The sequence below is a fragment of the Microbacterium sp. NPDC060132 genome (genome assembly GCF_042729675.1).
Classification (GTDB): domain Bacteria; phylum Actinomycetota; class Actinomycetes; order Actinomycetales; family Microbacteriaceae; genus Microbacterium; species Microbacterium sufflavum.
On record NZ_JBHWXU010000001.1, the window covers coordinates 3213002 to 3235245 of the forward strand.

The 22244-nt window shown below is 71.6% G+C and carries 21 protein-coding genes; 2 read left to right on the forward strand and 19 right to left on the reverse strand.

All coding sequences use genetic code 11. The features are described 5' to 3' along the window. Positions 1 to 2: 2 nt before the first annotated feature. The 10 genes from ACFWCH_RS15560 to rplU form a co-directional block, all read right to left on the reverse strand. Positions 3 to 692 carry an SDR family oxidoreductase gene (locus tag ACFWCH_RS15560; RefSeq protein ID WP_136030677.1) on the reverse strand — a complete coding sequence of 230 codons (690 nt, stop codon included), beginning with the start codon at positions 690 to 692 and terminating at the stop codon, positions 3 to 5. 1 nt (position 693) lies between these two features. Further along, on the reverse strand, positions 694 to 1074 hold the full coding sequence (gene rsfS, locus ACFWCH_RS15565; protein ID WP_136030675.1) for a ribosome silencing factor: 381 nt from the start codon (positions 1072 to 1074) through the stop codon (positions 694 to 696). Further along, positions 1074 to 2228, reverse strand: coding sequence for a hypothetical protein (locus ACFWCH_RS15570; protein ID WP_378803777.1), 1155 nt, complete (start codon positions 2226 to 2228; stop codon positions 1074 to 1076). The genes rsfS and ACFWCH_RS15570 overlap by 1 nt, the downstream gene beginning before the upstream one ends. After that, positions 2225 to 2827 (reverse strand): nicotinate-nucleotide adenylyltransferase, encoded by a 603-nt coding sequence (nadD, locus tag ACFWCH_RS15575; RefSeq protein WP_136035386.1) that lies wholly within the window; start codon positions 2825 to 2827, stop codon positions 2225 to 2227. The genes ACFWCH_RS15570 and nadD overlap by 4 nt, the downstream gene beginning before the upstream one ends. Positions 2828 to 2834: 7 nt before the next feature. Further along, a complete protein-coding gene (locus ACFWCH_RS15580; RefSeq protein ID WP_136030670.1) occupies positions 2835 to 3059 on the reverse strand; it encodes a hypothetical protein in 225 nt (74 codons plus the stop codon). A gap of 64 nt (positions 3060 to 3123) precedes the next feature. Then, positions 3124 to 4377, reverse strand: a complete 1254-nt coding sequence (locus tag ACFWCH_RS15585) for a glutamate-5-semialdehyde dehydrogenase (protein WP_136035385.1) — start codon at positions 4375 to 4377, stop codon at positions 3124 to 3126. Positions 4378 to 4386: 9 nt separating this feature from the next. After that, the gene (gene proB / locus ACFWCH_RS15590) at positions 4387 to 5172 is read right to left on the reverse strand and encodes a glutamate 5-kinase (RefSeq protein ID WP_136030666.1); all 786 of its coding nucleotides are present in this window, start codon (positions 5170 to 5172) and stop codon (positions 4387 to 4389) included. Further along, positions 5169 to 6671, reverse strand: a complete 1503-nt coding sequence (gene obgE, locus ACFWCH_RS15595; protein ID WP_136030664.1) for a GTPase ObgE — start codon at positions 6669 to 6671, stop codon at positions 5169 to 5171. Before obgE ends, proB begins: the two co-directional genes overlap by 4 nt. 101 nt (positions 6672 to 6772) lie before the next feature. Beyond that, on the reverse strand, positions 6773 to 7030 hold the full coding sequence (gene rpmA, locus ACFWCH_RS15600; RefSeq protein ID WP_017202370.1) for a 50S ribosomal protein L27: 258 nt from the start codon (positions 7028 to 7030) through the stop codon (positions 6773 to 6775). A gap of 19 nt (positions 7031 to 7049) precedes the next feature. Continuing rightward, the gene (gene rplU / locus ACFWCH_RS15605; protein WP_168387232.1) at positions 7050 to 7358 is read right to left on the reverse strand and encodes a 50S ribosomal protein L21; all 309 of its coding nucleotides are present in this window, start codon (positions 7356 to 7358) and stop codon (positions 7050 to 7052) included. Positions 7359 to 7571: 213 nt separating this feature from the next. Here rplU and ACFWCH_RS15610 point away from each other — a divergent pair, with 213 nt between their 5' ends. After that, entirely contained in the window at positions 7572 to 7841 is a 270-nt protein-coding gene (locus tag ACFWCH_RS15610; RefSeq protein WP_136030663.1) for a DUF4031 domain-containing protein, read from the forward strand. Here ACFWCH_RS15610 and ACFWCH_RS15615 read toward each other — a convergent pair. Beyond that, on the reverse strand, positions 7803 to 10535 hold the full coding sequence (locus ACFWCH_RS15615) for an Rne/Rng family ribonuclease (protein ID WP_378803778.1): 2733 nt from the start codon (positions 10533 to 10535) through the stop codon (positions 7803 to 7805). The genes ACFWCH_RS15610 and ACFWCH_RS15615 overlap by 39 nt on opposite strands. 280 nt (positions 10536 to 10815) lie before the next feature. On the opposite strand from ACFWCH_RS15615, the gene ACFWCH_RS15620 reads away from it, so the two are divergent. Beyond that, positions 10816 to 11433 carry a vitamin K epoxide reductase family protein gene (locus tag ACFWCH_RS15620; protein WP_136034030.1) on the forward strand — a complete coding sequence of 206 codons (618 nt, stop codon included), beginning with the start codon at positions 10816 to 10818 and terminating at the stop codon, positions 11431 to 11433. 63 nt (positions 11434 to 11496) lie between these two features. On the opposite strand, the gene ndk is transcribed toward ACFWCH_RS15620, so the two are convergent. The 8 genes from ndk to ACFWCH_RS15660 form a co-directional block, all read right to left on the reverse strand. After that, a complete protein-coding gene (ndk, locus tag ACFWCH_RS15625) occupies positions 11497 to 11913 on the reverse strand; it encodes a nucleoside-diphosphate kinase (RefSeq protein ID WP_136034032.1) in 417 nt (138 codons plus the stop codon). A gap of 1 nt (position 11914) precedes the next feature. Next, positions 11915 to 12337: a DUF4233 domain-containing protein gene (locus ACFWCH_RS15630; protein ID WP_378803779.1), complete on the reverse strand. Its 423-nt coding sequence runs from the start codon at positions 12335 to 12337 to the stop codon at positions 11915 to 11917. Further along, positions 12334 to 13686: a bifunctional folylpolyglutamate synthase/dihydrofolate synthase gene (locus tag ACFWCH_RS15635; RefSeq protein ID WP_378803780.1), complete on the reverse strand. Its 1353-nt coding sequence runs from the start codon at positions 13684 to 13686 to the stop codon at positions 12334 to 12336. Before ACFWCH_RS15635 ends, ACFWCH_RS15630 begins: the two co-directional genes overlap by 4 nt. After that, the gene (gene ileS, locus ACFWCH_RS15640) at positions 13683 to 17072 is read right to left on the reverse strand and encodes an isoleucine--tRNA ligase (RefSeq protein ID WP_136034039.1); all 3390 of its coding nucleotides are present in this window, start codon (positions 17070 to 17072) and stop codon (positions 13683 to 13685) included. The genes ACFWCH_RS15635 and ileS overlap by 4 nt, the downstream gene beginning before the upstream one ends. A gap of 252 nt (positions 17073 to 17324) precedes the next feature. Beyond that, positions 17325 to 18830 (reverse strand): dipeptide ABC transporter ATP-binding protein, encoded by a 1506-nt coding sequence (locus ACFWCH_RS15645; RefSeq protein ID WP_378803781.1) that lies wholly within the window; start codon positions 18828 to 18830, stop codon positions 17325 to 17327. Further along, positions 18827 to 19639 carry an ABC transporter permease gene (locus ACFWCH_RS15650; protein WP_136030943.1) on the reverse strand — a complete coding sequence of 271 codons (813 nt, stop codon included), beginning with the start codon at positions 19637 to 19639 and terminating at the stop codon, positions 18827 to 18829. The genes ACFWCH_RS15645 and ACFWCH_RS15650 overlap by 4 nt, the downstream gene beginning before the upstream one ends. Beyond that, positions 19636 to 20580 (reverse strand): ABC transporter permease, encoded by a 945-nt coding sequence (locus ACFWCH_RS15655; protein ID WP_136030942.1) that lies wholly within the window; start codon positions 20578 to 20580, stop codon positions 19636 to 19638. Before ACFWCH_RS15655 ends, ACFWCH_RS15650 begins: the two co-directional genes overlap by 4 nt. A gap of 40 nt (positions 20581 to 20620) precedes the next feature. Further along, the gene (locus tag ACFWCH_RS15660; RefSeq protein WP_378803782.1) at positions 20621 to 22240 is read right to left on the reverse strand and encodes an ABC transporter substrate-binding protein; all 1620 of its coding nucleotides are present in this window, start codon (positions 22238 to 22240) and stop codon (positions 20621 to 20623) included. Positions 22241 to 22244 lie beyond the last annotated feature (4 nt).

Consider the following 22244-nt stretch of genomic DNA (forward strand, 5'->3'; position numbering starts at 1 on the left):
GCTCAGCCGGCGGGACGGACGGTCAGGTCGGTGAGGTGGGCGTCACGCGGAAGGTCGAGCGCCGTGAGGATCGTGGTCGCCACCGCGTCCGGGGTGATGAAGCGCGACGCGTCGTACTCCGCCCCTTCCTGTCGGTGCACCCGCTCCTGCATCGGCGTGGCCGTGCGGCCGGGGTAGATCGAGGTCACGCGCACGCCGTGCTCCGCCTCCTCCGCACGCAGCGCGTCGGCGAGGGCCCGCAGGCCGTGCTTCGATGCCGCATAGGCGGACCACTCCGGGTTCGCCCGGAGCCCGGCCCCGGAGTTGACGAACACCACGTGCCCGCGCGACACCCGCAGCACCGGCAGCAGCAGGCGCGTCAGCTCCGCGGGCGCGACCAGGTTGACGGCGAGCTGCTGCTCCCACAGGGCGGGTGTGAGCTCGCCCACGGCACCGAGGTCCACGACACCGGCGGCGTGCACGAGACCGTCGAGGCGGTCGGGCAGGCTCTGCTTCGACAGCGCCCACGAGAGCCGCCCCGGCTGCGCGAGGTCGCCCACGATCGCCGTGGCACCGGGGAGCTCGTCGGAGATCTGCCGCGCCCTCCCCGCGTCGCGCGCCAGCACGACCACGTGGTCGCCGCGCTCGAGGAGGCGACGGGCGAGGACGGCGCCGATACCGGAACCAGCGCCGGTCACCAGATGGGTGGCCACCTCAGCCCGCGTCTGCAGCGGTCTCGACGACGTCGAGCGGGATCACGGGGCAGTCCTTCCACAGGCGCTCGAGCCCGTAGTAGACGCGCTCCTCCTGATGGAAGACGTGCACGATCAGGTCGCCGAAGTCGAGCAGCACCCACCGCGCCTCCGCGCGGCCCTCGCGGCGCACGCGCTTGTGGCCGGACTCGACCAGGCGGTCCTCGATCTCGTCGGCGATCGCGGCGACGTTGCGCTCGCTGTTGCCCGTGACGAGCAGGAAGATGTCGACGAGCGGAAGAGGCTCGGAGACGTTGAGCGCCACCAGGTCTTCCCCGCCCTTCGCGACGGCGGCTTCGGCGGCGATGCGCAGCATCTCTTCGGCGGTTTCAGGTGATTGCATCAGAACACATTCGTGGTGAAGGCGACGACCAGTGCCACACCCAGCGCGAGAGCGAGGCCACCGGCGACGATCGCCAGGATCAGCATCAGCCGATTGCCCTTCTCGGGCGCGGGCGGACGGATGACCTCGCCGGCGGGCTTGATGGTGCTGACAGCCGAGCTGGCAGCGATGGGGGTGGGCGAGGACGCCGGAGGCAGCTCCCCGTCGATGAGGACGGCGTCGACATCCTTGCCGTCGGCGGTGCCGTGTGCGTGGCCCTGCGAGCCGATGCCCTTCGGCAGCTCGTAGGAACCCGTGATGAGGATCTCCCCCGTCGACGCGACGGGCCCGGACAGCGACCCCTCCCCGGGCGAGGGCGTGAAGATCAGCGCGTTGGGCGAGCGGTGCGAGCCGCCCGAGTCGTTGGACGTGAGCAGCTCGTCGAAGGACGGCCGGAACGACGCGGGCTTCGCCGGCTCCTCGGCGGCCAGCACGCCCTCGCCGAACGCGGGGCTCACGGTGGGACGCTCGCCGTCGGCGACCTCGCCGCGGTCGTCGTCCTGATCGGCGAGCAGGTCGTCGCGCTCGTCCGTCGACCCGGTCTCGACCTCGTCGGCCTCCGCGGCGTCGGGGACGCCGAGCAGCTCGGCCACGTCGACCGGTTCCGGTTCCGCCGGCTCGGCGAGCGGCACGCTCCCGGCGGACTCGACGGCGTCGGCGGCGCTCACCGGCTCGATCGACACCTCGTCGTCGACGTCGTCGTCGTCGTCGACCTCGTCGACCACCGGGGCCGATGGCGAGGAGAAGTCGGGGATGCCCGAGACGATCGACGAGTCGTCGTCCGACTCCTCTGCGCGGGGGGCGGCGTCGCGGTCGTCCTCGGTCGCCTCGGCTCCCACGACCGGCACGGATGCGGTCTTGATCTTCTCCTGCTCACGCGCCTGGCGACGGGTGAGCGGTGCGGCACCGAGGTCGACCGCGGAGTCGGCCACCGGGGCCGGCGCCACCGGGGCGGGCTCGGCCGCGCGGGGAAGCGGGGCCGCCGGCGGAGTCGCGTTCGCCGCCTCCGCAGCGGCCTCGGCCTGCTCCTCCGTGATGACCGGGGTGGATCCAGTCAACCGGATCTCCCGCAGCTGCTTCCGCGTGAGCGGACCTCGCTGATCCGATGTGCTCATTCCTTGCTCCGATACAGATGGTGCTTCGCGATGTACTGGACGACGCCGTCGGGGACGAGGTACCAGACCGGTTGATCGTCGCGGACTCGCTCTCGGCAGTCCGTCGACGAGATCGACAGCGCCGGCACCTCCAGCTGGCTGACGTCGTCGCTCGGGAGGCCGTCGATGCTCAGAACGTGTCCTGGGCGGGAGACCGCGACGAAGTGGGCCAGTTCCCACAGTTCATCATGGTCTCTCCAACTGAGAATTTGCGCCACGGCGTCGGCGCCGCTGATGAAGAACAGCTCCGCGTCGGGCCGCTGAGCCTTGAGATCGCGGAGCGTGTCGATCGTGTAGGTGGGGCCGGCGCGATCGATGTCGACCCGGCTCACCGTGAACCGGGGGTTCGACGCGGTCGCGATGACGGTCATGAGATAGCGGTGCTCACTGGGCGTGACCTCCGCCTTCTGCCACGGCCGTCCGGTGGGAACGAAGACCACCTCGTCGAGATCGAAGGAGTGCGCGACCTCGCTGGCGGCGACCAGGTGGCCGTGATGGATCGGGTCGAAGGTGCCGCCCATCACGCCGATGCGCGGTGCGCGCGTGGTCGCAGTGCTCATGAAAGGCCTAGTGGCCGTGTCCCGCCTCGTGGCCGTCCTTGCCGTGCTTCGCCGCCCAGGCCTCCGCCTTCGCCGAGTGACGGTTCGCCACGTTCTTGTACGACAGCGTGACGAACCCGAGAGCGGCGAACACGATCGCGGCGATGACTCCGAAGATCAGGGTGTCGAGCGCGACGTTGCCGTGGTGCTCGGTCTCTGCGGCGGCCATCGCGATCTGTGCGACGAGGTTCATCCTTGCTCCGTTTCGTGGCGTGCTGTCTCGGGTGTCGGGGATGCAGCGTCCCCCAGTCTAGCCCTCAGCCGCGCGTCTGACCCGCCCCACGCGCGAGCCACTTCGTGCTGGTCAGCTCGGACAGTCCCATCGGCCCGCGGGCGTGCAGCTTCTGCGTCGAGATGCCGACCTCGGCGCCGAATCCGAACTCCCCGCCGTCGGTGAAGCGCGTCGACGCGTTCACCATGACCACCGCGGAGTCCACCTCGGCCAGGAACCGCTCGGCGTTGCGGGTGTCGGTCGTGATGATCGACTCGGTGTGACCCGTGCTGTAGCGGCGGATGTGGTCGAGCGCATCGTCGAGCGAGTCGACCACCTTCATCGCGATGTCCAGGCTCAGGTACTCGGTCGCCCAGTCCTCCTCGGTCGCCGGGATCACGGTGGCGACCAGCCCCGCGACGATGTCGTCGCCGTGGATCGCCACACCCTCGCTCATGAGCGCGCTCGCGACGAGGGGGATCAGCCGCGGCGCGGCCTGCCGGTGCACGAGCACGGTCTCCACCGCGTTGCACACGCTCGGACGCTGCACCTTGGCGTTCACCACGATGTCGCGCGCCCAGTCGTCTGGCGCGCTCTCGTCGAGCACGATGTGCACGTTGCCGGCGCCGGTCTCGATCACCGGCACGGTCGACTCCGTCACGACCGTCTCGATCAGGCCGGCACTGCCGCGGGGAACGAGCACGTCGATCAGACCGCGACCGTGCATGAGGGCCTTCGCGCCCTCGCGACCGAAGTCGTCGACCGTCTGGATCGCCTCCGGGGTGACCCCGGCCCCCTCCAGAGCGCCACGCATGACCTCCACCAGCACGGTGTTCGAGTCGCGCGCGGCACTGCCCCCGCGCAGCACCACGGCGTTGCCGGACCGCAGGGCGAGGGCGGCGATGTCGACCGTCACGTTCGGCCGGGCCTCGTAGATCGCACCGACCACGCCGAACGGCACCCGCACCTGCTCCAGCGCGACACCGTTGGGCATGCGGTGACCGCCGACCACGCGACCGACCGGGTCGGGCAGCGCCGCCACCTCGCGCACCGCCGCGGCCAGCGCGGAGACCCGGCGCTCGTCGAGCCGCAGGCGATCGATCAGCGAGTCGCCGATGCCGTCCTCGCGGCCGCGGGCGATGTCGCGCCCATTCGCCTCGATGATCCGCGGCGCGTTCTCCTCCAGAGCCAGGGCGATCGCCTCGAGAGCGCGCGCCTTGTCGTCGCTGGTGAGGCCGGCCGTGGCGCGGGAGGCCTCCTTCGCGCGCTCCAGGCGCGCCTGGGGGGTCGGGTCGGTCATCCGCCCAGTCTAGGAGGTCGCCGGTTCGAACCAGGTCCCGATGTCGTCGCCCGTGAGGGCCCGGTCGACCAGGTCGGCGCTGGTCACCAGCACGCCGATCCCCGAGGCTGCAGCGAGACGTGCCGCCGAGACCTTGGTGGCGGCTCCCCCGGTACCGACGCTGTTCACGACCGTCGATCCGAACTCCAGTCCGGACAGGTCGGCGTCGGGGGCCACGACGTCGATCGGCTCGGCACCCGGGTCGGTCGGCGGCTTGGTGTAGAGCGACTCGATGTCGCTCAGCAGGATCAGCGCGTCGGCCTCGATCAGCTGTGCCACGAGCGCGCCGAGGCGGTCGTTGTCGCCGAAGCGGATCTCCTGCGTCGCCACGGTGTCGTTCTCGTTCACGATCGGCAGGGTGCGCAGACCCAGCAGCCGCTCCATGGCCCGACGGGCATTCGACCGCGACGTCGGGTTCTCCAGGTCACCCGTGGTGAGCAGCACCTGCCCGGCGACGATGTCGAACGGGCGCAGGGCCTCCTGGTAGCGGTACACGAGGATGTTCTGGCCCACCGCCGCGGCGGCCTGCTGCGTCGCCAGATCGGTCGGGCGGGCGTCGAGCCGGAGGAACGGGATGCCAGAGGCGATCGCGCCGGACGACACCAGGACCACCTCGGCTCCCCTGGCGTGCGCGGCGGCCAGGGCCTCCACGATCACCGGGATGCGCCAGGACGACTCGCCGCTGATGGACGACGAACCGACCTTCACGACGATGCGCGACGCCGACGCGAGGTCGGCGCGCGTGCGTGCGGTCACTCGTCGCCCTCGCGGGCGGTGGCGAGGCGCTCGGCCTCCAGCTCCGCGCGCGCCTGCGCCTTGGCGTCCATCCGCTCGTAGTACTGCTCGCGGCGCTCGGACGTGGTGCGGCGGGAGTTCGGCGCCAGGCGCGGGTCGGTGCCACGCGGCGCGGTCATGAGCTCCGCGGCCGAGCTCATGGTGGGCTCCCAGTCGAACACGATGCTGTCGCCCTCGCCGATCACGACCGTCGAGCCCTGCACGGCACCGAGGCGGAACAGCTCGTCTTCGACACCCAGCTTCTCGAGGCGGTCGGCCAGGTAGCCCACGGCCTCCTCGTTCTGGAAGTCGGTCTGCTGCACCCAGCGCACCGGCTTCTCGCCGAGGATGCGGTACACGTTGCCGTAGGTGCCGCCCTCGACGCGGATCGAGAAGTCCTTCTTCGAGCCCCGCGGCCGGATGACCACGCGCTCACGCGGCTTCTCCGCCGCGATGTTCTCGGCGCGGTGCTTCTCCACCAGCTCGCCCAACGCGAACGTGAGCGGGCGAAGACCCTCGTGCGACACCGTCGAGATCTCGAACACGCGGAAGCCGCGCGCCTCCAGATCGGGGCGAACGAGCTCGGCGAGGTCGCGCGCCTCCGGCACGTCCACCTTGTTGAGCGCGACGAGCTGCGGGCGCTCCAGCAGCGGCGTCTGGCCTTCCGGCACCTCGTAGGCGGCCAGCTCGGCGAGGATGACGTCGAGGTCGGAGATCGGGTCGCGGCCCGGCTCGAGCGTGGCGCAGTCGAGCACGTGCAGCAGGGCCGAGCAGCGCTCGACGTGACGCAGGAACTCCAGGCCGAGGCCCTTGCCCTCGCTCGCGCCCTCGATCAGTCCCGGCACGTCGGCGACCGTGAACCGGAAGTCCTCCACCTGCACGACGCCCAGGTTCGGGTGGAGCGTGGTGAAGGGGTAGTCCGCGATCTTCGGGCGTGCGGCCGAGATGGCGCCGATCAGGCTCGACTTGCCGGCGGACGGGTAGCCCACCAGCGCGACGTCGGCGACGGTCTTCAGCTCGAGCACGACGTCGCCCTCATAGCCGGGCGTGCCGAGCAGGGCGAAACCGGGGGCCTTGCGCTTGGGTGTCGCGAGGGCGGCGTTGCCCAGGCCGCCCTGGCCGCCGGCGGCCACGACGAAGCGCTCCCCCGGCTCGATCAGGTCGATGAGCACCTCGCCGGACGGCGACTTGACCACCGTGCCGACCGGGACCGGAAGCTCCAGGGACTCGCCGTCGAAGCCCGACCGGTGGTCGCCCATGCCCGGCCCGCCGTTGCCCGAGGAGCGGTGCGGCGAGTGGTGGTACGACAGCAGCGTGCCCGTCTGCGGATCGGCGACCAGGACGATGTCGCCACCGTCGCCGCCGTTGCCGCCGTCGGGGCCGCCGAGGGGCTTGAACTTCTCCCGGTGCACCGAGACGCAGCCGTTGCCGCCCTTACCCGCACGGAGGTGCAGCGTGACGGTGTCGACGAACGTGACCATGTGTGCGTGTCCTTCGGGTAGCGGGGGAAGACGGACGGCAGATACGCGGACGGGGCGAGCCGAAGCCCGCCCCGAACCGGATGTCTAGCGTGGTGCTGTGATCACTCAGCAGCAGCGACGATGTTGACGACCTTGCGGCCGCCCTTCGCGCCGAACTCGACCGCACCGGCGGCCAGAGCGAACAGCGTGTCGTCGCCACCACGGCCGACGTTCACGCCGGGGTGGAAGTGCGTGCCGCGCTGGCGGACGATGATCTCGCCGGCGAGGACCTGCTGACCGCCGAAGCGCTTCACACCGAGTCGCTGAGCGTTGGAGTCACGACCGTTGCGGGTGGAGCTTGCGCCCTTTTTGTGTGCCATGTCCTGTGTCTCCTCGGTCTTACTTGATGCCGGTGATCTTGACGCGCGTGAGCTCCTGGCGGTGGCCCTGACGCTTCTTGTAGCCGGTCTTGTTCTTGTACTTCTGGATGACGATCTTCGGGCCGCGGAGGTTGCCCACGACCTCGGCCGTGACCTTGACCTTCGCCAGCGCGTCGGCGTCGGTGGTCACCGTGGCGCCGTCGACGAGCAGCACAGCGGGCAGCTCGATCTTCTCGCCCTGGGCCGCCTGAACACGGTCGAGCTGAACGATGGTGCCGACCTCGACCTTCTCCTGCCGGCCACCGGCGCGCACTACTGCGTAAACCACTTCATACCTGTTTCGTTGGGGAGCACGCGGCTCCGAGAATCTCACGGGAAGACTGTTGCTTGCATGCGTCGCTGGTACGACGGGCGCGAATGCAAGACTCTCCGCATCGGCCGTCGAGGACGACGCGGCATGCGCACCAAGGGACTACTTTACCGGATGCCGGAGCCCCTCGCAAAGTGAGACCGGTCGCGCCTCCGGTCGTAGGCTGGCGAGGTGACCGTACTCGTCGACGACCCCCTCTGGCCGGCCCACGGACGCCTGTGGGCGCACCTGGTCAGCGACACCGACCTCGACGAGCTGCACGACTTCGCCCGCGCGCACGGCATCCCGGCGCGCGCGTTCGACCTGGACCACTACGACGTCCCGGAGGACGCGGTGGCGCGGCTGATCGCCGGCGGCGCCCAGCACGTTCCGGGAAAGGAACTGGTGCGCCGCCTGATCGCGTCAGGCCTCCGGGTCCGCGGCCGCGACCGGCTGCGCTGAGCTCTCCGCCGCCACCGACACCGGCGTGCCGGAGAGCGCGGCCGTGGTCACCCGGCGGCGACCACGCCCCTGCCCCGGTGCCTTCGGCTCGGGAAGCGCATCCAGCACCGAGTCGAGGAGCTCCTCAGCCGGTGACTTCGGGCCCTTGCGGTCGGCCCCGCGCTTCTTGCGGGCCTTCTTCGGACGCTCGGCGGCGGGCGCGGCGGCCTGCTCGGCCGGTGCGCTCTCGGCGGGGGCGTCACCCGAGGGGGCGATGGTCGACGCGGCGATCTGGGCGAGCGCCGACTTCGCGCCCTCCGTGATGCTGTGCGTCACCGCGGCCACGACCGGAGCGGTGTTGCCGTTGCCGTTGCCGTTGCCATTGCCGTTCCCGTTGCCGCGCTGGCGGCGACCGCCGTTTCCTCCGCCTCCGCCGTTGCCGCCGTTGGCGCGGTGCTTGACCACCGGGTCGTGGTGCACGATGACGCCGCGACCCGCGCAGACCTCGCACGCCTCGCTGAAGGTCTCCAGCAGCCCGAGGCCCAGCTTCTTGCGGGTCATCTGCACGAGGCCCAGCGACGTGACCTCGGCCACCTGGTGCTTCGTGCGGTCGCGGCTCAGGCACTCGATCAGACGCCGCAGCACGAGGTCGCGGTTGGACTCCAGCACCATGTCGATGAAGTCGACCACGATGATGCCGCCGATGTCGCGCAGCCGCAGCTGACGGACGATCTCCTCCGCCGCCTCGAGGTTGTTCTTGGTGACGGTCTCCTCGAGGTTGCCGCCCGAACCGACGAACTTGCCGGTGTTGACGTCGACGACCGTCATCGCCTCGGTGCGGTCGATCACGAGCGAGCCACCGGACGGCAGCCACACCTTGCGGTCGAGCGCCTTCTCGATCTGCTCGGTGATCCGGAACGCGTCGAAGGGGTCGACCTCGTCCTCGTAGGACTCGACACGCTCGAGCAGGTCGGGCGCGACGCTCTCCAGGTAGGCGCGGATCGTGCGCTGCGCGTCCTCACCCTGGATGAGCATCTTCGTGAAGTCCTCGTTGAAGACATCGCGGACGATCTTGACCAGCAGATCCGGCTCGGCGTGCAGCAGCGCGGGTGCCTGCTGGCTCTCCACCTGCTTCTGGATGTGCTCCCACTGCGACGTGAGCCGCTGGACATCGCGCGTCAGCTGCTCCTCGGTCGCACCCTCCGCGGCCGTGCGGACGATCACGCCGGAGGACTCGGGCAGCACCTCCTTGAGGATGCGCTTGAGTCGCGCCCGCTCGTTGTCGGGCAGCTTGCGGCTGATGCCGTTCATCGACCCGCCGGGCACGTACACCAGGTAGCGGCCGGGCAGCGAGATCTGGCTCGTGAGGCGGGCGCCCTTGTGGCCGACCGGGTCCTTCGTGACCTGGACGAGCACGCGGTCGCCGGGCTTGAGGGCCAGCTCGATGCGGCGCGGCTGGTTGCCGGTCTCGACGCCGTCCCAGTCCACCTCGCCGGAGTACAGCACGGCGTTGCGACCACGGCCGATGTCGACGAACGCGGCCTCCATGCTGGGGAGCACGTTCTGCACACGGCCGAGGTAGACGTTGCCGATGAGCGACGCGTCCTGGTTGCGGGCGACGTAGTGCTCCACGAGCACGCCGTCCTCCAGCACGCCGATCTGCGTGCGACCGTTCTTGGAGCGCACGACCATCTTGCGGTCGACCGACTCGCGGCGCGCGAGGAACTCCGCCTCGGTGACGACCGGACGACGGCGACCCGCGTCGCGCCCGTCACGGCGGCGCTGCTTCTTGGCCTCCAGGCGCGTCGAGCCCTTGATGGCCTTCGGCTCGGTGATGTACTCCACGACGCGCTGGCGCTGACGCGGCTCGTCGCGCTGCTCGTCGCCGTCGGAACCTCCGCGGCGGCGGCGGCCACGGCGGCCGGAGGACGACTCCTCCTGGTCGCGCTCGGCAGGACGCTCGTCGCGACCGGGGCGTGCCGGCAGCGGGACGACCTCGGGCGCGTAGAAGTGCAGCTGGGTCGACACCTGCGACACGAACACCTCGGGCAGCAGGCCCAGGGAGACGGCGGTCAGGGGCGCCGGGGCCTCGGGCTCCGTCTTCTCGGCGGCGGGAGCGGCCTCGGCGGGAGCGGCCTCGGACGGCGCCTCGGCGGCGGGCTCGCCCTCGGACCGCGCCTCGGCGGCGGGCTCGCCCGCGGCGGGAGCCTCCTCGGACGGCGCCTCAGCGGCGGGAGCATGCTCGGACGGCGCATCCGTGGCGGGAGCGTCCTCGGCGGGCACATCGGCGGCGGGGGCGGCCTCGGCGGGAGCGTCTCCGGCAGCCTCCTGGCTCGCCGGCGCGTCAGCGGCGGCGTCGGCGTCCGCGTCGGCAGGAGCCTCGGCCGCGCTCTCCTCGTCGGCCGGAACGCCGGACGCCGAGGCGGTGTCGGCCCGGTCGGAGACCGCGTCGGCGGCGTCCTGAGCGGCGGCGGCGTCTTCCACCGCGGCAGCGGCGGCATCGTCGGCGGCGGCGGCCGCGTCTTCCGCGGCGGCGTTGTCGGCGGCGAGCTCGTCTGCGGCGACGTCGGCGGCGATGTCCGCCGTGTCGTCCTCGGCGAGCGGCGCGACGAGCGAGTCGTCGGTCGCGGGAGCCGTGGGCTCCGTCACCGGATCCGCGGCACCAGCCGGGAGATCGAGAGCGGAGGGGTTGTGGTCATTGTTCTCATCGGCCATCTCTGGCGTACTCCCTGCACGGGCACCGGGTGCTCCGTGAAATCTCATGCGGTACCCGCGGGTTCCGCGAACTCAATCGGCGTGCGACCGGCTCTGGGCTCTGGTCGCGTGGGGCATGGGCCCCGAAGTCTGCGTCGATGCGTGTCGCGGCGGCGCCGTTCATCGCATCACAGGTCATTATCGCACCACATGGCCCCGTTCGCGGCATCGGTGATGATGGCGCGTTTTCCCCGGGGCCGTTCTCGCCCCATCCATAGCACTCGCTGAGATAATCCTGAACATGAGCGAGCAGCGCACCCGCCCCGTCGTCTACGCCGTCTGGTTGATCGTCGCGGCCGTCATCGGGTGGTTCGCCGCCTTCCAGCTCACGATGGACAAGTTCATCCAGCTCGCCAACCCCGACGCCGACCTCAGCTGCAACGTGAGCGTCATGATCCAGTGCGGGAAGAACCTCGGCTCGTGGCAGGGCGAGGTGTTCGGCTTCCCGAACCCGATCATCGGCATCGCCGGCTGGATGGCGCCGCTGTTCATGGGCGTCGCCCTGCTCGCCGGCGCCCGCTTCCCCCGCTGGTTCTGGCTCACGTTCGGCGCCGGAATCACCTTCGCCTTCGGGCTCGTCTGCTGGCTGATCTGGCAGAGCCTGTACGCCCCCAACCTCGGCGTGCTCTGCCCCTGGTGCATGCTCACCTGGTCTGTCACGATCCCCACGTTCTTCGCGACCATGCTCCACCTCACCCGCAACGGGAGCTTCACGAGCAACGAGAAGACCCAGGCCCGCGCGAACCGCCTCATGGCGTGGGTGCCGCTCGCGACCGTCCTGGCCTACGCCGTGGTGATCCTGCTCGCGCAGTTGCGCGGGCTCGACCTGCTGGGCGAGGTCATCGGCATGGTCTTCTGAGCCGGCCGCACGCACGACGAAGCCCGTCCGCCTTCTCGGCGGACGGGCTTCGTCGTGTGGTCGTCAGTCGAACCAGATGCCCAGCTCCCGGGCGGCCGACTCCGGGCTGTCCGAACCGTGCACCAGATTCTGCTGCACCTTCAGGCCCCAGTCGCGCCCGAAGTCGCCGCGGATCGTGCCGGGCGCGGCGGTCGTCGGGTCGGTGGTGCCGGCGAGCGAGCGGAACCCCTCGATGACCCTGTTGCCCGCGAGCCGGATCGCGACGGAGGGGCCCGACATCATGAACTCCAGCAGCGGCTCGTAGAACGGCTTGCCCTCGTGCTCGGCGTAGTGCTGCGCGAGCAGGTCGCGGTCGGGCTCGACCAGGCGGATGTCGACGAGCGCGTAGCCCTTCGCCTCGATGCGGGCGAGGATCGCGCCGGTGAGGCCGCGGGCGACGCCGTCGGGCTTGACGAGGACGAGGGTTTCTTCGGTGGCCATGTCATTCACTCTCTGTCTGAGTCTCGGTCGAGGGCTGAGCGGGACGTCGTGCGTCCAGCCGAGCCCCCATGATGGTCGCATACGCCCACATGCCGCCGAAAATCAGCACGACGAGCAGCACCGCCGGCACGGCGATCGCCGCCAGGGCCACGATGACCTGCACGATCCAGCCGGCGGCGATCGCCCCCGGCCTCGTGATGAGCCCCGCGATCACAATGCACGCGAGGGCCAGCACGGCACCGCCGACGATGCCCCACCACTGCTCGATGCCCGCCGGCAGCGCCTTGAGGCCGAACAGCGTCAGACCCACGAGGAACACCACGATCGCCTCGAAGCCGAGCACGATCGGGGCGAGCTTCTGCACCAGCGTGCGCGGCGGACGGGGCCGGCGCGCGGGGCGGGAGGACGCGGCGCCGGCACTCATGCGCGCCACCCCGCCTTCCAGTCCTCGTCCTCCGAGAGCGCGATGGCCTCCCCCGCGAGCACGACCGATCCGGCGATGATCACGGCGCGGCGGTCGGAGGCGGCCGCCCACTCGCGCGCCGCGTCGGCGGCGTCGGCCAGAGACGGGTGGACGGTCGCCCGGCGGCCGGTCTGCTCGACGAGGTCGGCGATCATGTCGGCATCGCTCGCGCGATCCGACTCCGGCGCGGTCGCGAACACGTGCGCCGCGGCCGGCGCGAGGGTCGCCACGATGCCCGCCGCGTCCTTGTCGGCCAGGATGCCCAGCACCAGACCCCACTCGTCGAAGTCGAAGCTGTCGTCGAGGGCCTGGGCGAGCGCGGCGGCGCCGTGCGGGTTGTGCGCGCCGTCGACGATCACCGTCGGCGCGATGCCGAGCAGCTGCAGCCGCCCCGGCGAGGTGCTCCCCTGCAGGCCGTCCGAGATGATGCCGCCCGCGATGGCCTGCGAGGCACCGCCGATCAACGACTCCACCGCCGCGACCGCGAGGGCGGCGTTGTGTCCCTGGTGCGCACCGTACAGCGGCAGGTACTCCTCGGCGTACTGCCCGGCCAGGCCGCGGATCGTCAGCAGCTGCCCGCCGACCGCGAGCTTCTGCTCTGCGAGACCGAAGTCCTCGCCCTCGAAGGCGATGGTCGCGTGTCGTTCGGCGGCCACGCGACGCAGCACCTCGGCGGCCTCCGCGGGCTGCTGCGCGGAGACGACCGCTGCGCCCTCCTTGATGATGCCGGCCTTGACCTCCGCGATCTTCGCGATCGTGTCGCCCAGGCGGTCGGCGTGGTCGATGTCGATCGGCGCGAACACCGCCACGTCGCCGTCCGCCGTGTTCGTGGAATCCCACTCGCCGCCCATGCCCACCTCGAGCACCAGCACGTCGACCGGGGCGTCGGCGACCGCGACGAAGGCCAGCACCGTCAGCAGCTCGAAGAACGTGAGGGGTTCCTCGCCCTCGGCCTCCAGCTCGGCGTCGACGATCGCGACGAACGGCTTGATCTCGTCCCAGGCGTCGGCCACGGCCTCATCGGCGATCGGCTCGCCGTCGATCATGATGCGCTCCGTGAAGCGCTCCAGGTGCGGGCTCGTGAACAGGCCCGTGCGCAGGTCGTGCGCGCGCAGCAGGCTCTCGATCATCCGTGCGGTCGAGGTCTTGCCGTTCGTTCCGGTGATGTGGATCACGCGGTACGTGCGCTGCGGGTCGTCCAGGTACTGGAGCACGCGGGCCGTGCGCTCCTTGCGCGGCTGCACCCACCGCTCCCCCGCACGGCTCAGCAGCGTCTCGTAGACGGCGTCCGCCCTGTCCCTCGCGCTCATGCGCCCACCCTCTCCAGGTTCGTGTCGATCGTGACGATCAGGGGCGCCTTGCCCGCCCCGAGGGCCTTCGCCCCACTGCGGTGCACGCCGTCGCCGGGGCTCGTGACCTCGTCGACGAGACGGTCGAGCTCGTCCGTGGACTGCACCGCGAACGCGACGGCGAGGGTCTCCGCGGCGATCAGCTCGGCGTGCGCCTCCAGCGCCGGAGCCTCCGCGGGCGCCGCATTCAGCGCCAGCACGATGCGGTCGCTCACGTCGAGCCCCGCGTTCTTGCGCGCCTCCTGCACCACGCGGATCGCGTCGCGCGCGAGCCCCTCGGCCTCCAGCTCCGGCGTGGTGCGGGTGTCGAGCAGCACGAAGCCGCCCGACGGCACGATCGCCAGGGCCTCGCCCTCGGGCCGGCCCGTCGTCTCCAGCACGAGCTCGTACTCCGCCGGCTCCAGCGCGATGCCGCCGGCGGTGACGACGCCGTCGCTCTCCGACCAGTCGCCCGAGCGCGCTGCCTGGATCGCCTTCTGCACGTCCTTGCCCAGTCGCGGACCGGCCGCCCGCGCGTTCACGCTCAGCCGGTGGCTGATGCCGTACTCCGCCGCGGCGTCCTCCGTGAGGGACACGAGCTCGACGGACTTCACGTTCAGCTCCTCGCGGAGGATGTCCTCGAACTGCCCGAGGTCGCCCGCCAGCGGCGACACGACGGTGAGGCGCGCGAGCGGCAGCCGCACGCGCAGCTTCTCCTTCTTGCGCAGCGCGTTGCCCACGCTCGACAGCTCGCGCACGGCGTCCATCGCGTCGCGGATCTCGTCGGCCGCCGGGAACTGCCCGGCGTCCGGCCAGTCCTGCAGGTGCACGCTGCGGCCGCCGGTGAGGCCCTGCCACACGCGCTCGCTGACCAGCGGCACGAGCGGGGCGGCCACGCGGCACAGCGTCTCCAGCACGGTGTAGAGCGTGTCGAACGCCTCGCGGCTCTGCGGGTCGTCGGTGACGCCCACCCAGAACCGGTCGCGCGACCGGCGGATGTACCAGTTGGTCAGGACCTCGGCGAAGTCGCGCAGCCGGGCCGACGCGGTGGTCGAGTCGAGGCCCTCCAGGTCGGCCCGCACCTCGCGCACCAGATCGCCCAGGCGCGCCAGGATGTAGCGGTCGAGCACGTCGGTGGAGGAGGTGGACCACGACGCCTCGTACCCGCCGTCGCCCGAGGCGTTGGCGTAGGTGGCGAAGAAGTACCACGAGTTCCACAGCGGCAGCAGGAACTCCCGCACGCCGGAGCGGATGCCCTCCTCGGTGACGATCAGGTTGCCGCCGCGCAGCACCGCGCTCGACATGAGGAACCAGCGCATGGCGTCGGAGCCGTCGCGGTCGAGCACCTCGGACACGTCGGGGTAGTTGCGCAGCGACTTCGACATCTTGTAGCCGTCGCTGCCGAGCACGATGCCGTGGCAGCTGACGCCCGTGAACGCCGGGCGGTCGAACAGCGCGGTCGACAGCACGTGCATGACGTAGAACCAGCCACGGGTCTGGCCGATGTACTCCACGATGAAGTCCGCCGGGGAGTGCGAGTCGAACCACTCCTGGTTCTCGAACGGGTAGTGCACCTGCGCGTACGGCATCGAGCCGGAGTCGAACCACACGTCGAACACGTCCTCGATGCGGCGCATCGTGCTCTTGCCCGTCGGGTCGTCGGGGTTCGGGCGCGTCAGGTGGTCGATGTACGGCCGGTGCAGGTCGACCTCGCCCTCCGGGTTGCGCGGCAGCGTGCCGAAGTCGCGCTCCAGCTCCTCCAGCGACCCGTACGCGTCGACGCGCGGGTACTCGGGGTCGTCGCTCTTCCAGATCGGGATCGGCGAGCCCCAGTAGCGGTTGCGGCTGATGGACCAGTCGCGCGCGCCCTCGAGCCACTTGCCGAACTGTCCGTGCTTGACGTTCTCCGGCACCCAGGTGATCTGCTCGTTGTTCGCGAGCATGTCGTCCTTGATGTCGGTGACGCGGACGAACCAGCTCGACACGGCCTTGTAGATCAGTGGGTTCCGGCACCGCCAGCAGTGCGGGTACGAGTGCTCGTAGCTCTGCAGACGCACCAGACGCCCGTTGTCGCGGATGATCCGCACGAGCGGGCTGTTGGCGTCCATCCACAGCTCGCCCGCGACATCGGTCACGTTCGGCAGGAAGCGGCCGCCGTCGTCGAGCGACAGGATCGTCGGGATGCCCGCGGCCCCCGCCACGCGCTGGTCGTCCTCACCGTAGGCGGGCGCCTGGTGGACGATGCCGGTGCCGTCGGTCGTGGTGACGTAGTCGTCGACGAGGATGCGCCAGGCGTGCTGGGTGCCGTAGGTCTCCTCGTCGGCGTAGTAGTCGAACAGCCGGTCGTACGTGATGTCGGCCAGCTCCGCGCCGCGCAGCGTCGCGTCGACCGCGGCCGCCGCCTCCTCCGCGCTCTCGTAGCCGAGGTCCTTGGCATAGCCGCCCAGCAGGTCCTTCGCGAGCAGGTAGCGGTGCGCCGACGACTCGACGGCGACCAGGTCGGCCGAGGGCGCGCCGCGCCCCTGGTGCACGTCGGCCGCGCCCGCAGGCCCCGCGGGGAGCACGACGTACTCGATGTCGGGCCCCACGGCGAGCGCGAGGTTGGTCGGCAGCGTCCACGGGGTGGTCGTCCAGGCGAGCGCGCGCACGCCGGTGAGCCCGAGCGCCTCGGCCTTGGCGCCGGTGAGCGGGAAGGTCACGGTCACCGACGGGTCCTGGCGCATCTGGTACACGTCGTCGTCCATGCGCAGCTCGTGCGCGGAGAGCGGGGTCTCGTCGCGCCAGCAATACGGCAGCACGCGATAGCCCTCGTAGGCGAGTCCCTTGTCGTACAGGGTCTTGAAGGCCCACAGCACGCTCTCCATGTAGCCGAGGTCGAGCGTCTTGTAGCCGCGCTCGAAGTCGACCCAGCGCGCCTGGCGGGTGACGTAGTCCTGCCACTCGTGCGTGTACTTCAGGACGGACGAACGCGCCTTCTCGTTGAAGACGTCGATGCCCATCTCCTCGATCTCGCGCTTCTCCGTGATGCCGAGCTGCTTCATCGCCTCGAGCTCGGCGGGAAGACCGTGCGTGTCCCATCCGAAGACGCGGTCGACCTTCTTGCCGATCATGGTCTGGAAGCGCGGGAACACGTCCTTCGCGTAGCCGGTCAGGAGGTGGCCGTAGTGGGGCAGCCCGTTGGCGAAGGGAGGGCCGTCGTAGAACACCCACTCGGGGGCGCCCTCGCGCTGCGCGATGGAGGTGCGGAAGGTGTCGTCGGTCTTCCAGAAGTCGAGCACCTCCTCCTCGATCTGCGGGAAGCGGGGGCTCGGCGCCACAGTGGCGGCCTGGTCGGCGGCGGGTCCGAAGGAGGAGCGCGGGTAGGTCATCGTGTCTCGCAGTGGTCGTCGTGGCGGATGCTGCTGCGAGGACGACCCTCGCGGACCGCGGTACCACCTCGCGTGCCGCGCCATGCGACGCGACCACTCTCACTGCGGCTGTGACGGGCCTGCCCCGCTCGGTTCTACTGAGCCACGGCGCGGGGCCGGGACCGTTCTTCCGAGAGCTCCCCGGTGATGGCCGGATCGATGCTCGTGCTCCCAGTGTACGCGGATGCGGCACCCCGGGACCACGGCATCGGGTCAGGGGCGCGCGGTACCGGCCGCGGCCAGGAGCTCGCGCGTGAACGGGTGTCGCGGCGCGGCGAACACCTCGGCCGTCGTGCCCTGCTCGACGATGCGCCCGTCCTGCATGACCAGCACCTCGTCGGCGACCGCGCCCACCACGTCGAGGTCGTGCGAGACCAGGACCATCGTCAGCCGTCGCTCCCGCTGCAGCCGCGCCAGCAGTCGCAGCACGCGCTCGCGCACCGAGGGGTCGAGCGCGGACACCGGCTCGTCGAGCACCAGCACCTCGGGGTCGGCGGCGAGCGCCCGGGCGATGGCCGCGCGCTGGCGCTGTCCGCCGGAGAGGGCGAGCGGGCGCCGGGCGGCCAGCTCCGGGGCGAGGCCGACCTCGGCGAGCAGCCCCGCGACCCGTGCACGGCGCTCGGACCGGGGCACCCCGCCGGCCTCCAGGGCCTCGCGCAGCGACCGCCCGATCGTCCACCTCGGGTCGAACGCGCCGAGCGGGTTCTGGTGCACGAGCTGCACCCGCGGCGATCCCTGCCAGGCGAGCGACCCGGTGTCCGCCTTCTCGACGCCGACCAGGAGCCGCGCGAGCGTGGTCTTGCCCGACCCGGACTCTCCCACGATCCCGAGCGTGCGCCCCTCCGGCACCGTGAACGACGCGTCGGCCACGGCGGCCGTGGCGCCGAACGACTTCGCCACGCCCTCGGCCACGAGGATCGGGGCCGCCTCGCCGGCGGGAGCGTCGCGCGGCTCGTGCAGGGTCGCGGCGATGAGCTCCCGGGTGTACTCGTGCTGCGGACGCTCCAGCACCTCCGCGACCGGACCCGACTCCACCACGACGCCGTCCTTCATCACCAGCACCCGGTCGGCCAGCCGGCGCACGGCCGCGACGTCGTGGCTGATGAACAGCACCGCTGTCCCGCTGTCGGCGATCTCCCGCAGCAGGTCGAGGATGCGCGCCTGCACCGTCGCGTCCAGCGCCGTCGTCGGCTCGTCCGCGACCAGCACCGCCGGGGACGCCGCGAGCGCCGAGGCGATCAGGGCGCGCTGGCGGAGTCCCCCGGAGAGCTCGTGCGGGTACTGGCGGGCGCGGCGCTCCGGCTCGGGCAGCCACACGCGCCGCAGCAGCTCCTGCACCCGCTGCGACACGGCGCCCCGGCCGCGCGCGAGGCGGTGCAGGCGCAGGGGCTCGGCGACCTCCGCCCCGATGCGGCGCAGGGGGTCGAGCGAGATCAGCGCGTCCTGCGCCACCAGGCCGATCCGCGCGCCGCGGAGCCGCCGCCAGGCGCGCTCGCCGAGGGCGGCGGCATCCGTCCCGTCGATCACGAGCCCCTCCGCGGTCACGGTCGCCGCACGCGGCGTGAGCCCGAGCAGAGCGCGGGCGGTGAGGGTCTTGCCCGCACCGGACTCCCCCACGATCGCGACGCACTCGCCGCGCTCGACCGACAGGGAGACGCCGTCCACGACCGCCGTGCCGTCGAACGCGATCCGCAGCCCCCGCAGCTCGAGCGCCCTCATGCCGTCCTCCCGTCCGCCCTGGCCCGCAGGATCCGTCCGACGACCGTCGCGCACACGACCGAGAGCGTGATCGCGATGCCGGGGAAGACCGAGATCCACCACGCCTGTCCGAGCACGTTCCGGCCTCCGGCGAGCATCAGCCCCCACTCCGGGGTCGGCTCGGACGGCCCGAGGCCGAGGAAGCTGAGCCCGGCGGCGGCGAGGATGCTGGATCCGATGCCGATCGTCGCGAGCACGCTGAGCGAGCCCAGCACCCCGGGGGCGACGTGCCGGGTGAAGGCCCGCAGCGGCGGCACCCCGAGGATGCGCGCGGCCTCCACGTGCTCGGCCACGCGCAGCGTCCTGGTCTGCACCCGGGCCAGGCGCACGTACACCGGCACCGCGGCCAGGGTCACCGCGATCGCGATGTTCACCGGTCCCGGGCCCAGCACCGCGACCACCACGAGCGCCACCAGGAACTCGGGGAACGCCATCAGCACGTCGTTGACCCGCATCACGGTGAGGTCCACGCCCCGCGGCGCCATCCCCGCCACCGCGCCGACGAGCAGCCCGACGACGACCGCGATCCCGGTCGCGAGGAGCCCGATGCCCAGCGACCGCCCGGCCCCGTGCACCACGCGCGCGTACACGTCGCGTCCGCTCTGGTCGGTGCCGAACAGGTGCTCGGGGCTGGGCGGCAGCAGGGCCGAACGCACGTCGGTCTGCAGCGGGTCCTGCGGGGCGAGGAGGTCGGGCCACACCGCCGCGACCGCGATCACCGCGAGCACCGCGACCGCCGACCACAGGGCCGCCCGCTGACCGCGGCTCATCGGGCGCCTCCGGCCGCTGCGGCCCGCACCCGGGGGTCGATCAGCGGATGCACGAGCTCGACCACGAGGTTCACCGCCACGAACACGACGGCGCTCAGCAGGATGATGCCGGTGATGACGGGGAGGTCGCGGTCGCTGATCGCCGCGAGGGTCACGCGCCCCAGCCCCGGCCGCGCGAACACCGTCTCCACCAGCACCGCGCCGCCCAGCACCGAGCCCGTGAGGTAGGCGGCCAGCGTGATGCCCGAGGCCGCGCCGTGACGGAGTCCGTGCCGCAGCGTGAACCACGACGGGCTCGCCCCCCGCGCGCGGACCGTCTCGGCGAACGGCATCCGCTCGGCCTGCACGAGCGCGTCGCGCAGCACCTGGCTCAGCAGGGCCGCCACCGGCAGTGCGAGCGTGACCGCGGGGAGCACGAGGGTCGCAGGGTTGCGGGCGCCCGACACCGGGAACCACCCCAGACCGAACGCGAAGACGCTCAGCAGCACGAGCCCGATCCAGAACACCGGCGAGGACAGCACGACCAGCTCGACCGCCGCGGCCACCGCGCGCGCCGTCCGTCCGCGCACCAGCACGGTCACGGCGAGCGCGAGCACCACGGCGATCGCCAGGGCCAGCGCGGACAGCTGCAGGGTCGCCCCGAGCTGACGGCCGATCACCTCGGTCACCGGCAGCCGCAGCTGATACGACTCGCCCAGGTCGCCCCGGGCGAGCTGCCCGATGAACGACGCGTACTGCTCCAGGACGGGCCGGTCGAGCCCGAGCTCGGCGCGGATGCCGTCCTTCACCTCATCGCTCACCTGCGCCTGCGGGCCGAGCATCACCGAGACCGGGTCGCCGGGGATGAGCCGGAAGGCGAGGAACGCGAGGGTGGCGGCGCCCCACAGCACCACCACCACGGTCGCGAGGAGGCCGGCGATCCGCGGCAGGGCAGCCTTCACCGTTGCGTCCTGCTTCCGTCGTCCCGGCGGCTGAGCGGACTCAGCCGAGGGTCACATCGTAGAACAGCGGCCGGCCGTACAGGTCGTACTGCAGGCCGTTCACGCGCTCGCCGACCGCCGTGATCGCGGACGGGCTGTAGAGCGGCACGATCGCGGTGTACGTGGCGTTCCACTCCTGCAGCTGCGCGTACAGGGCGTTGCGGGTGTCCTGGTCGCTCGAGGAGACCGCCTGCTCCAGCAGCGCGTCGATCTGGGGGTCGGTGACCTGCGAGGCGTTCTGGAAGCCCTCGCTGTGCAGGTGGTTGCGCAGGAAGTCGGCGTCCACGCCCGAGAAGCCCCAGTCCGTGAGGTCGAACGTCTTCGGCTCGTACTGCGCGTTGTAGGCGCCCGGCTCCAGCACCTCGCGCTGCACCTCGAAGCCGATCGCCTTGAGGTCGGACTGGATGGCGTTCGCGAGCGCGGCCTGGTCGTCGGGCACCGGGGTCCACGCGATCCAGCGCACCGAGAGGCGCGCGCCGTCCTTCATGCGGATGCCGTCGGCGTCGCGCTCGGTCCACCCGGCCTCGTCGAGGAGCGCGTTCGCGGCGTCCTGGTCGTACGGCCACGTGCCCTCCAGCGCCGCGTCGTACCCGGGCGTCGTCGAGCCGAGGATGCTCCACGCCCGCGGGAACTGGCCGAAGTAGATCTCCTCCACGGCGGCGTCGATGTCGATGCCCCGCGCGAACGCCTGGCGCACCTTCTCGTCGGCGAACACGCCGTACTTCTCGTTCAGGTACAGCGAGTAGGGCAGGCCGGGGTACTCGACCGAGTCGACCGTGACACCGTCGCCGAGCTCCTCGACCAGGTTCGGCGGGATGTCGCTGGCGAGGTCGGCCTCGCTGCTGCGCACGACGCCGCTGCGCACGGCGGCCTCGGGCTGGATCTCCACGCGCAGCGTCTGGAACGACGGCGCCTTCTCCCCGTGCGGCCCCCAGGCGTAGTCGTCGTTGCGCGTGTACACGAGCTCCTGATCGGGCGTGTAATCGGTGAGCTCGAAGGGACCGGTGCCCACGGTGACGCCCGGGCCCCCGGCCTTCAGCTTCGCCGCGGACTCCTTCAGCACCGCGGGCGAGTAGAAGCCCAGCTGCGGCGTGCTGGCGGCCTGCAGGAACGGGGCGTACGGCTGCGTGAACGTGACCTTCACGGTGTGCTCGTCGACGACCTCCGTGCCCTCGTAGAAGTCGGCGCCCATCATGCTGGCCGCCTGCGCGGACTTGGTCTTCGGGTCGACGATGCGGTCGAAGTTCGCCTTCACGGCCTCGGCGTCGAACGGCTCGCCGTCGGTGAAGGTCACGTCGTCGCGAAGCGTGAAGGTGTACTCGGTGCTGTCGTCCGACACCTCCCACTCCGTCGCCAGCCACGGGCTGAAGCTGCCGTCCTCCTCCTGGAACACGAGCGAGTCGAGCACGGCGCGCTGCACCATGCCGGAGACGTCGAGCTGGCTGACCTGCGGATCCATGTGCCCCGCGGAGAGGTTCGCGCCCTCGATCGACCAGACGAGCTCATCGCCCACCTCCCCGTCGGCATCGGTGGAGGGACCGGCGCACGCGGCGAGCACCAGGGCGGTGACGGCGGCGAGCGCGGCGGCGGGCAGGAGACGACGCACGGGGGTGGCGGGCATGACG